Here is a 12,109-nt window from a genome sequence, read left to right as displayed (position 1 = left end):
ACCTACTACTCTTGACCTAAAAAATATTCACCTTCTTTTTATTCCATTGATTTGGGAAATCTTGCATTTATATGTAATTTGTAATTGAAAAGTTTTAATTAAGCCAATTTCCGGTAAATCTTTTCATGATTTTCTAACTCCTCATAGTGTTTTTCGTATAGAGTGGTTTTCAGGGATTCCTGACGACCTAATCCTAGAATCCCAAATCTACAAAGGCTATCGTACAAAAGATTGTGAACCCGTTCCTGAAGAAATGGATTGAAATAGATTAGGACGTTGCGACATAAGATGACATTAAATTCATTAAAAGAACCATCAATCGCTAGATTATGTTGAGAAAAAATAATGTTTTCTTTGAGTGACGCCCGAAAAATAGCGCTATCATAAGCAGCGGTATAATACTCCGAAAAAGACTTAATCCCGCCTGCTTTGAGATAATGCTGAGTATATTCCTGCATTAAATGGAGGGGAAAAATGCCACTTTTGGCTTTTCTTAATACCATCTCATTCATGTCAGTTGCATAGATGCGGCAACGGTGATAAAGCTCTTCTTCTTGCAACAAAATTGCGATTGAATAAACTTCCTCTCCAGTTGAACAACCTGCACACCAGATCCGAATAAATGGATATGTTCGCAATAAGGGAACAACTTTATTTCTAAATGTTAAATAAAAGGTCGGATCGCGGAACATGGCGGTCACGTTGACGGAGAGACCGAGCAGAAATCGCTCCATCGCGTTTGCATCGTGGAGGACTCTTTCCTGAAGCGCGGATACACTGCTTAAATGCTCCGCACGAATCGCATTCCAGATGCGGCGCTTGAGTGAAGCGGGAGCATAATTTCGGAAATCAAATCCGTAGTAACGATACACGCCCTCCAATAGCAACTGAATTTCAATATCTTCAAGTTCGCTGCTATTTTTGGGCGTGTTCATACAGTAAAAAGTAAAAGGTAGAAAGGTAAAAGAAACAGAGACAAAGAAACAGCAAGAACTTTTGCTGCTTCTTTGCCTTTTTTCTTTTGCCTTATCGATAGAGCCAGACGCGAAGCAGGGAGAGCAATTGCTCGGTATCTACAGGTTTGGTGATGTAGTCGGACGCACCCGCTTCAATACACTTTTCGCGATCGCCTTTCATGGCTTTGGCGGTGAGAGCGATCATCGGTAGTGTTGCGAATGAATCGAGTTGGCGAATGGCTTGCATGGTTTCGTAACCGTCCATTTCCGGCATCATCACGTCCATCAGGACAATATCAATGTCGGGGCGTTCTTGCAACTTCGCAATGCCATCTCTGCCATTTTCGGCATACAACACTTCCATTTGATGGAGTTCCAGCATACTGGTGAGGGCAAAGATATTCCGCACATCGTCATCAACAATCAAAACTTTCTTGCCAGTCAGAACCGGATCGGTTTGATGCAATTGTTCCAGAATTTGTTGTTTCGGGCGGGGTAAATTTGCCTGCACTCGGTGAAGGAACAAGGCGGTTTCATCCAGAAGACGTTCTGGCGATCGCACGTCTTTGATGATAATCGTCTCGGCAATGCGCTTGAGTTCGGTTTCTTGTTGCTTGGTTAATTCCCTGCCGGTATAAACAATGATTGGGAGTGTTGTCAGGCTAGGCTCCTGTTTGATTTGCTCCATCAACTCAAATCCAGTCATATCCGGCAGTCCCAAATCTAGTACCAGGCAATCATAGTGCCCGGTTCTCAGCTCTTCGAGTGCCTCTGTCCCAGTGCCTACAGCCGTCGTCTGCACGTCGCTATTACCGATTAGCTCGACAATGCTGTGGCGTTGAGTTTCATCATCTTCTACGACCAGCAAGTTCTTCACGGGGCGCTCGACAAATCCCTTAATGTCAGATAGCGCCTGCGCTAAGGCTTCGCTGCTGACAGGTTTTTGTAGATAAGCGATCGCTCCTTGTTGCAAGCTGCGCTGCTGGACTTCTTCGACGGAGATGATATGCACGGGGATGTGACGAGTGCCTGGGTCGTGCTTCAAACGGTCTAACACCGTCCAGCCATCCATCACCGGCAACCGAATATCTAGCGTAATCGCATCCGGCTGATATTCTCGCACCATTGCCAGAGCTGTATCGCTTCGCAACGCCACCAGCCCTTTGAAGCCTTGTTGTCGTGCCATATCCAACAAGATCCGGGCAAAATTGATATCGTCCTCCACAATTAGCAACACGCGATCGCCCGCTTGGATATCGTCCCGGTCATCGCTAATGTCAGCCATGTGTGCAGAACGCGGGTAGGGACTCGCGGCGACACTTGCCTCTCCGAGGCTGGAGGAACGAACGCCGTCGTTTCGATTCGCCGGTGGAGTCGCCAGTGGAGTCGCTGGTGGAGTCGCCAGTGGAGTTGCCGATGGAATCGCCGGTCGAACATCAAGGGTCTGAGGGATACTGGGTGCGAGGGTACTGGGGGCGACGGGACTCCGCGCTCCTGGAAGGATACTTCGCACTTCCGGACTCATTCCTGCTGCCCCATCTTGATAAGCTTGCGGCAAATAGAGGGTAAACGTGCTTCCCTGTCCCGGACTGCTCACCAGACGAATTTCTCCGCCCAGCAGTCGGGCAATTTCTCGACTGATTGACAAGCCCAAACCCGTCCCGCCGTATTTGCGGCTGGTTGTTCCATCCGCCTGCTGAAAAGCCTCAAAAATAATTCTCTGCTTATCTGGTGCAATCCCAATCCCTGTGTCGCTGACGGCAAAAGCAATGACGGTCTGGGCGCGATTTAAACTCCCCTGCTCGGAACTCCAGCCGCCTGTCGCTAGCTCGACTCGTAATCGGACTGCACCCTGATCCGTAAATTTAAAGGCATTCGAGAGCAGATTCTTCAGGACTTGTTGTAACCGTTTCGAGTCGGTATACATTCCCTTGGGCAGTCTTTCGTCGGATTCTACGGTAAAGGCGAGTCCTTTGTCGTGTGCCACTTGCTGGAACGTTCGCTCCATCTGGCTCCGCAAATCGGTAAATAACATCTGATCGATGTCAACCGACATCGTTCCCGATTCAATTTTTGCCAGATCCAAGATGTCGTTAATCAGTCCCAACAGATCGGTGCCTGCGGAATGAATGGTGCGGGTGTATTCGACTTGCTTCGGCGTCAGGTTCCCCTCTGGATTATCAGAAAGTAGACGAGCCAAAATCAACAAGCTATTTAGCGGCGTCCGCAATTCGTGGGACATATTCGCCAAGAATTCCGACTTGTACTTCGAGGTGAGTGCCAGCTGCTCGGCTTTTTCCTCCACCGACTGTCTTGCCTGTTCGATTTCTCGATTCTTGCGCTCGACTTCGCGGTTTTGCATCGCGAGTAAGCGCGATCGCTCTTCCAGTTCTTCGTTGGTTTGCTGCAACTGTTCTTGTTGATTCTTGAGCAGTTCCTCGGATGCCTGGAGTGATTTGGCTTGTTGTTCCAGTCGCTTGTTGGTTTCTGTAAGTTCTTTTTGCTGAGTTTGGAGTTCTTCTGCCAGTGCGGTGGACTGCTTGAGCAATTCTTCGGTACGCATCGAAGCCGCGATCGTGTTCAGAACGATGGCAATGCTTTCGGTGAGTTGATCGAAGAAAGTGAGGTGAATCTCGCTAAATCGCCGGAAAGAAGCCAGTTCAATCACTGCGGTTACTTGCCCTTCAAAGAGGACGGGCAACACGACGACATTCAGCGGCGTAGATTCCCCTAAGCCAGAGCTGATCTTGATATAGTTGTCCGGCACCTCGCTGAGCAGAATCCGCTCTTTTTCCAGGGCACATTGTCCCACCAAGCCTTCTCCTAAATGGAAGTGATTGGCGAGATGCTTGCGCTCGCGGTAGGCATAGGTACTCAGGAGTTTCAAGAATGCCTGATGTTGCTCGCCACTTTCCATCAGGTAAAACACACCGTGTTGCGCGGATACCAGAGGAGCGAGTTCCGAGAGAATGAGTTTGGAGACGGTCTCCAAATCTCGCTGTCCCTGAAGCATCCGGGTAAATTTGGCGAGGTTGGTTTTCAACCAGTCTTGCTCGGTATTTTTCTGCGTTGTTTCCCGCAGGTTGGCAATCATCTGGTTGATGTTGTCTTTGAGGATGGCGACTTCGCCTTGTGCGGCGACGGAAATCGACCGGGTGAGGTCGCCTCTGGTTACAGCGATCGCGACTTCTGCGATCGCTCGTACCTGCGTAGTTAAATTCGCCGCCAGTTCGTTCACGTTGTCGGTCAGCGCTCTCCAGGTTCCGGCAGCTCCAGGCACCTTCGCCTGTCCCCCCAGCTTCCCTTCAATTCCCACCTCTCGCGCCACTGTCGTGACTTGATCGGCAAACGTTGCCAGCGTGTCGATCATCTCGTTGATCGTATCGGCTAAGGTTTCAATTTCTCCCTTCGCCTCCAGCATCAGTTTTCGCTTCAAGTCCCCATTGGCAACTGCCGTTACCACTTTGGCGATGCCTCGCACTTGCGCGGTTAAGTTCCCCGCCATTGAGTTCACGTTGTCGGTCAAATCCTTCCAGGTTCCGGCAACGCCGCGCACCTCCGCTTGACCGCCCAATTTCCCTTCAGTTCCCACCTCTCGCGCCACCCGCGTTACTTCTGAGGCGAAGGAGGAAAGCTGATCCACCATCACGTTGATCGTGTCTTTGAGATCCAAAATCTCGCCTTTGACATCAACCGTAATTTTCTTAGAAAGGTCGCCATTTGCTACCGCCTTCGTCACTTCCGCGATGTTCCGCACCTGCGCCGTTAGATTCCCCGCCATCAAGTTGACGTTATCGGTCAAATCTTTCCAGGTTCCGGCAACCCCTCGGACATACGCTTGTACGCCGAGTTTTCCTTCCGTTCCCACCTCTCGCGCTACCCGCGTTACCTCCGAGGCGAAGGAGTTGAGCTGATCCACCATCGTGTTGATCGTGTTCTTCAGCTCTAAAATTTCCCCTTTAACATCGACGGTAATTTTCTTAGATAAGTCGCCATTCGCCACCGCCGTCGTCACGGCGGCAATGTTTCGCACCTGCGCGGTCAAGCTTCCCGCCATGAAGTTCACCGAATCGGTGAGATCCTTCCAGGTTCCGGCAACCCCTCGCACCTCCGCTTGTACGCCGAGTTTCCCTTCCGTACCCACCTCTCGCGCTACCCGCGTCACCTCCGAGGCAAAGGATGAAAGCTGATCCACCATGATATTGATCGTGTTTTTCAGCTCTAAAATTTCGCCTTTAACTTGGACGGTAATTTTCTTGGATAAGTCGCCATTTGCGATCGCAGTTGCCACTTCCGCAATGTTTCGCACTTGTTCGGTGAGGTTCCCCGCCATCGAGTTCACCGAGTCGGTGAGATCCTTCCACGTACCCGCAACGCCGCGCACTTCTGCTTGCACGCCGAGTTTCCCTTCCGAACCCACCTCTCGCGCCACCCGCGTCACCTCTGAGGCGAAGGACGAAAGCTGATCCACCATCGTGTTGATCGTCTTTTTCAGCTCTAAAATTTCGCCTTTGACATCAACCGTGATTTTCTTAGAAAGGTCGCCGTTCGCTACCGCCGTCGTCACTTCCGCGATGTTCCGCACCTGTGCGGTTAGATTCCCCGCCATCGAGTTCACCGAATCGGTGAGATCCTTCCAGGTTCCGGCAACGCCTCGCACTTCTGCTTGCACGCCCAGTTTCCCTTCCGTTCCCACCTCTCGCGCCACCCGCGTGACTTCTGAGGCAAATGAGTTTAACTGATCCACCATCGTGTTGACGGTGTTTTTTAGCTCTAAAATTTCGCCTTTGACATCGACGGTAATTTTCTTAGAAAGATCGCCGTTCGCCACCGCCGTCGTCACTTCGGCGATGTTCCGCACCTGTGCGGTCAAAGAACCTGCCATGAAGTTCACCGAATCGGTGAGATCCTTCCAGGTTCCAGCAACTCCTCGTACCTCCGCCTGACCGCCCAACTTCCCATCTGCGCCGACCTCCCGCGCCACCCGCGTCACTTCCGAGGCGAAGGAAGAAAGCTGATCCACCATGATATTGACGGTGTTTTTCAGCTCGAAAATTTCCCCTTTGACATCGACAGTAATTTTCTTCGACAAGTCGCCATTTGCTACCGCCGTCGTCACTTCCGCGATGTTCCGCACCTGCGCGGTTAGATTCCCCGCCATCAAGTTCACCGAATCGGTGAGATCCTTCCAAGTTCCGGCAACTCCACCGACTTCTGCTTGTACGCCCAGTTTCCCTTCAGTTCCTACCTCTCGCGCCACCCGCGTCACTTCCGAGGCGAAGGAGTTCAACTGATCCACCATCGTGTTGACGGTGTTTTTTAGTTCTAAAATTTCCCCGCGCACATCGACGGTAATTTTCTTCGACAAGTCGCCATTTGCCACCGCCGTCGTCACTTCCGCAATGTTCCGCACCTGGGAGGTTAAACTTCCCGCCATGAAGTTCACCGAATCGGTGAGATCCTTCCAGGTTCCGGCAACTCCTTTCACTTCTGCCTGACCGCCCAACTTCCCATCTGCACCCACTTCGCGGGCAACTCGCGTGACTTCCGAGGCAAAGGAGTTGAGCTGATCAACCATCACGTTGATGGTGTCCTTCAAATCTAAAATTTCGCCTTTGACATCAACCGTGATTTTCTTGGATAGGTCGCCATTTGCTACTGCCGTCGTTACTTCTGCAATGTTCCGCACCTGCGCGGTCAAGTTTCCTGCCATCAAGTTCACCGAATCGGTGAGATCCTTCCAGGTTCCGGCAACCCCACGAACTTCTGCTTGACCACCCAGTTTCCCTTCCGTACCCACTTCGCGGGCTACCCGCGTGACTTCTGAGGCAAAGGAGTTCAGCTGATCCACCATGACGTTGACGGTGTTTTTCAGCTCTAAAATTTCGCCTTTGACATCGACGGTGATTTTCTTAGAAAGGTCGCCATTGGCAACCGCAGTCGTCACTTCGGCGATGTTCCGAACTTGGGCGGTCAAATTTCCTGCCATCAAGTTGACGTTATCGGTCAAATCTTTCCAGGTGCCTGCAACGCCCTTCACTTCTGCTTGCACGCCCAGCTTGCCTTCCGTACCCACTTCACGGGCAACCCGCGTTACTTCTGAGGCAAAGGAGGAAAGCTGATCCACCATCGTGTTGACGACCTGTGCGGTTTGGAGGAATTCCCCTTGCAAGGCTCTACCTTCAATCTCCGGTGCGATTCTCTGAGATAGGTCGCCATTGGCAACTGCCCGGATCACGCGAGCAGTTTCAGCGGTCGGTTGAACTAAATCTGTAATTAGCGTATTGACAGAATCTACACTTGCTGACCAGGAACCCCCTGCCGTTCCAATCGAAGCACGCTGGGCGATTTTTCCTTCTTTCCCAACAACCGTGCTGATCCGTTCTAGCTCAGTCGCCATCCTCTGATTCATCTCAATGATGTCGTTGAGCGTATCGGCAATTTTCCCCGCCATGCCAGTCTGGTCAATCGGCATCCGGACAGAAAAGTCACCTTTTTTAACAGCTACGAGCGTTCTCAGGAGCTGTTTGGCATCGAGATTATCGGTATCGGGGGTTGCCGGTGCAGTGGGCATAGCTTTATCCTTCGAGGATGGTTACTTTTTGTCGCAGCCTGAGTAACTGGTGCAAAATTCTGTCATATCAATGATGATTCTGACGCACTGCGACCCTTTTTGAATACTTTTGGGCGACTCAAACGTGTTAACTTCTCGTTACAAGACGCAGGCTGAGCATTGCTACTTATCATTCAACAGCCGCGTTGTCGCTAACCAGTGGTGCGTAGATGCTTGTTTTCCGAGACTTGTTTGAGTTTATGAGTACAAGGTCGCCGTGTCAGTCATTAATATATCAAGAATCAGTTGGGTTGAGGGGTAGGCGCTAAGGGCAAGGGAGAGAGGATGCGATCGCATCCTCTCTCCCTTACAAGCAGAGTAGCCTAGAAACGAAGACAATTTTGTAGGGACATCCACAAGAGGTACCCCTACACAATTTCAATTGTCAGCAATGCTAAACTTTGAGCATTAATTTTGGGCATGAAATCTATTCGTGTTCTACCACAAATATATTGGCATAGAGGTTTGCTAATATCTGCTTTCCCTCTTGCGTCAGCTCTAAGTAGCGTAATCCATCCTGGATGTAAGGATAAACGACATTCCAGTAAAACTTCGGGTAGTTTCTTCGCAAATCTCCGGGAGTTTTGTAACCCAATGTTTTATTCACCCCGGTTTCTTCAAATTCGTAGAACAATCCACTAATTTTTTGCAAGTAGCGCGGATCGCTAAGTTGACCAATTAAATCGGCGGCGCGAATTAAGCCTGGAAAGTTATTAGTATCTTGATGATCTGCATCGGCTGGCACAGGAAAACGAGTTAACTCAATATTCTTCTTGATCGTTTCTGTATCTATCAGTTTGTGACCGCCAAAACGCTCCTCAATAAACAGTTTTCCGCGATCTACATGATAAGGTGTAAGGCTGGCATCGGTTAATCCAGTTGGCAGCGAAATGAGCAAGTTGTCAATACCTGTGGCATACACCCTTTCACTGGGTCGATCTTGCAGGCAAACTCCTTTGACGTAGCCAATATCATGGCACAACAAAGAAATGATACAGTGCAACCAATCTTCGCAATAAACTCCCCCAAAGCGGATATGTTTGCCCCGCAGAATTGCTTGTCCCACTAAGGTGACAAAGATGGTGTGTTCGACGTTGTGATAAAGGGCGTCGCTGTTAGCAATATTTTCCAGAGCCATGTTTCCAGCCCAGACGATGATATCAGGGTAGTCTGGTTTAAGACCGCCGTAAGTGCGGCAATAGGCAGCTCGCAGGCGTTCAACGAAGGTATCGATCATCACCATTGTGGGATTAAACATCTCTAGTCCCCTGATAAAATTGAGAGCGCATTTAGAAAATTCAATTAAAGAAAATCAATTGTTATAAATTGATTAAAATTTTGAAGCGTCTACTGATTGGCCTAAAACTACTCTTCTAGGGCGTTTAATTTTATTCATTTTCTAAATTAAAACACGCTTACTTGCTACTTCTATCAGTAGTTTCACTTACCTTTATGCAGACCGCAACCAGGAAAGCTCAGAAGTTCTGAGTGTTTTTCAGGCTACAGCAAAACTGAAGACGCGAGAGCATTCAGTTTGGCTAACCCCTGTTACACATCAGACCTAATTAATTCAGGAAACCCCAGGAAAGTTCAGGAAATCTCCAGTCTTTCCTCTGTTATCTGCTATAGGAGATTGTTTTTGCTTGCACCTTCCCAGGGTTTCTTAAGGTGGTGTAATACCATTTCAGTAATTGCCTGCAACACAGCCGACGAATTGCTGCGATGGGAGGACCGCTACTCTAGTAACAAGGAGGAGAAAGAGAAAATCGCCAGTATAGTGCCAGTAAAGCCAATAGGATTTCTGAGAAGTGTCAAAAGTTGCCCTTTTTTCTAGCGTTAGCGTTCGTGTAGCGGCGCGGATGTGGGAAAGGGATGCGCGATCGCGCATCCGCGCTGCTTCGCGGGGATGCAAGGGATATCTCTACCGTTTAAGCGTCTCAATTAGGACTTTTCAGACATTCTCTAATAGGTGTAAGAAGATTAATAGCAGGAGACCGTCACGCTTTAGACTCAGCCATCAGGATTCCCTTAGAGCTTAGAAAGAAGGAGTCCCTGGCTCAGGGGAGTTTTGTCCGCTTTATTGCCATCGACGGGCTGTGGCAGCTACATTTTTATAATAGGAAGTAATCCTAGGCTTACTGTTTGGTTGCACTTATAAAAAGTTATCAAATATACGCAAGGTGCAATTTTAAATAGGCCCTTGATTCCATCAGTTTCTATTTTCAGATAAAGACTGATCAAGATTTTCATTGGCAAGAGGTGAGAACGCTATGTAAATTTAATCGATCCATCTCTTAAAATGAACCTTCCTATGTGAATCAGGTTGCAAAATTTATTAAATGTTAAATATAGCAAATTTGCTCGATTTTCAATCTGTTTTTAAGGAACCGCTAAGGACGCACTAGCCTTAATTGAGCTATACACTTTCTTCGCTAGAGCAAAAAAACGATAAAAAAATTTTCTGAACACCTAGAATTGTCATATATCAAATAGCCCTTTCAAGCAAACATGGAAATTAACGAAGCATTAAGTTTTATAGACAATTTAATTTTTGTTAAAACAGGAAAGCACTTAAACGATCTTGAAAGGGAAGTATTTCTAGGATCTTGGGAAGGAAAAACTTATGAAGATATTTATCCTTTAAATCCTCAATATGTAGAAAAAGATGTTGGCTATAAATTATGGAAAAAGCTTTCGACCGTTTTGGGGGAAAGAGTTAGCAAAAAAAATTTCAAAGGGGCAATAGAACGCGCTCAGAAGCAGGAGTCGCACTCAGCAGAACTACCACCGAACGGGAACCAGAACCATTCCCAAAAAGAGGTAGAAGTATTTACGAAGAGAATTTTTATCTCGCACCGCGCACAGGAGCCAGATAGGGGACTAGCAACTCAATTTTACGAAACCCTGAATGCTTCTGGATACACAGCCTTTATGGCGAGTGTAGGCGCACCTACAAGGGATGTCCAGAAAGGCGAGGGTCAGAGACATTCCTCAGAAAAAATCGGATGGTCAGCGCCGCCTCTTCTTTCTCAAATTGATACAGAGTTACAGCAATGCGACTACTTTTTGCTGCTAATTTCTCCCCAAACGGCGGTAAGTGAAATGGCGATCGAGGAGTTGCGACGAGCGAAGGAATTGCGCTCTATTCAGAATAAGCCAGCCGTGCTAACAATTCGCGTTAATTGTCCCTCGAATACTCCGCTAAATCACGATTTACGCAGCTATCTTGATGGAAATGAACAATTTGAGTGGAACTCGCCTGCTGACACTCCAAGTATTGTGCAAAAAATTCTGAGTTTACTGGCAAGAAGCGTGGAGTCCGGCGTTGTAGAGGCAGATTTAACTAGGATATCCGTGGGGATACCTGAGGAATCAATCGATTCATCTCTAGAGAAGCCTGAAAGCCTAACTCCTTTAATTTCCCAGGAGGATGAAGGGACATCCGTCATCCTGCATTCTTCAGATGCACCCCTGCCAGTAGCAGAACCAGAGTTACCCAATGGTCAGGTGCGTCTGGCTTCTGCGTTTTATGTAGAGCGAGTTCCTTATGAAACTCAGTGTTACAAGGAGATTTTGCAACCAGGCGCTTTGATTCGGATCAAGGCACCGAGACAGATGGGGAAAACTTCGCTGATGGCGAGGATTCTTTATCGAGCAAACGAGCAAGGTTATCGGACGGTACCGTTGAGTTTTCAGCACGCGGATACGGCAGTTTTTACAGATTTAAATCAACTTTTGCGGTGGTTTTGTGCCCGAATTTCTCGAAAGCTGCGCCTTCCTCATCAATTAGATGATTATTGGACGGATACTTTTGGTAGTAAAGATAATTGCACGATTTATTTTGAGGATTGTTTGCTGTCAGCATCTGACAGTCCGTTAGTATTAGGGTTAGATGAAGTGGATCGGGTTTTTCAATATCCCAAAATTGCTGACGATTTTTTTGGGTTGTTGCGGGCTTGGTACGAGGAAGCTGGCTATGGGAATGGCGATAGCGATCGCTGGCAACAACTCCGGCTGGTGGTGGTACACTCAACGGAAGTTTATATCCCTCTGAATGTCAATCAATCCCCGTTTAATGTAGGGTTGCCGATTGAGTTACCGGACTTTAGCCCGGAACAGGTGCAAGATTTAACTCAGCGGCATGGACTGAATTTGAATGCAACGCAGGTTGAGCAATTAATGAGGCTAGTTGGTGGACATCCTTATTTAGTCCGATTGGCGCTTTATCATATCGCGCAGCAAACGATTACGCTGGATCAACTGTTAGAAACTGCACCCACAGAGGCGGGACTTTACGATGATCATTTGCGAAGACATTTATGGAATCTGCAACAACATCCAGAGTTAGCAGATGCTTTCGCTAAAGTAGTGATGGCGGACACACCCATCGAATTAGAGTCGGTGCCAGCATTTAAATTGCATAGTATGGGGCTGGTACAGTTGCAGGGCAATTATGTCACGCCGCGCTTCGATTTATATCGGCAATATTTTAGCGATCGCTTGTCAATTAAAAACTAAAAATTAATAGGGATTAGTTGAG

The 12,109-nt window shown here is 48.1% G+C and carries 5 protein-coding genes; 1 reads left to right on the top strand and 4 read right to left on the bottom strand.

Features of this window, described 5'->3' with window-relative positions; all coding sequences use genetic code 11:
• Positions 1 to 98 precede the first annotated feature (98 nt).
• From NDA06_RS12545 to NDA06_RS12530, 4 genes are all read right to left on the bottom strand, one after another.
• A complete protein-coding gene (locus NDA06_RS12545; RefSeq protein ID WP_190411949.1) occupies positions 99 to 935 on the bottom strand; it encodes a protein-glutamate O-methyltransferase CheR in 837 nt (278 codons plus the stop codon).
• 91 nt (positions 936 to 1,026) lie between these two features.
• Entirely contained in the window at positions 1,027 to 7,530 is a 6,504-nt protein-coding gene (locus NDA06_RS12540; protein WP_348251737.1) for a HAMP domain-containing protein, read from the bottom strand.
• 466 nt (positions 7,531 to 7,996) lie between these two features.
• Positions 7,997 to 8,827 carry an Npun_R2479 family HD domain-containing metalloprotein gene (locus NDA06_RS12535; RefSeq protein ID WP_190415962.1) on the bottom strand — a complete coding sequence of 277 codons (831 nt, stop codon included), beginning with the start codon at positions 8,825 to 8,827 and terminating at the stop codon, positions 7,997 to 7,999.
• 426 nt (positions 8,828 to 9,253) lie between these two features.
• Positions 9,254 to 9,481, bottom strand: coding sequence for a hypothetical protein (locus NDA06_RS12530; protein ID WP_190986040.1), 228 nt, complete (start codon positions 9,479 to 9,481; stop codon positions 9,254 to 9,256).
• Between the two features lie 596 nt (positions 9,482 to 10,077).
• Here NDA06_RS12530 and NDA06_RS12525 point away from each other — a divergent pair.
• Positions 10,078 to 12,087: an AAA-like domain-containing protein gene (locus tag NDA06_RS12525; RefSeq protein WP_190986041.1), complete on the top strand. Its 2,010-nt coding sequence runs from the start codon at positions 10,078 to 10,080 to the stop codon at positions 12,085 to 12,087.
• Positions 12,088 to 12,109 lie beyond the last annotated feature (22 nt).

Origin of the sequence: Trichocoleus sp. ST-U1, from assembly GCF_039961835.1 — a bacterium.
In the GTDB taxonomy this organism is placed as follows: domain Bacteria; phylum Cyanobacteriota; class Cyanobacteriia; order Cyanobacteriales; family FACHB-T130; genus FACHB-T130.
The sequence above is the reverse complement of the archived record's forward strand: the minus strand, read 5'-3'. Positions and strand labels throughout refer to the sequence as shown.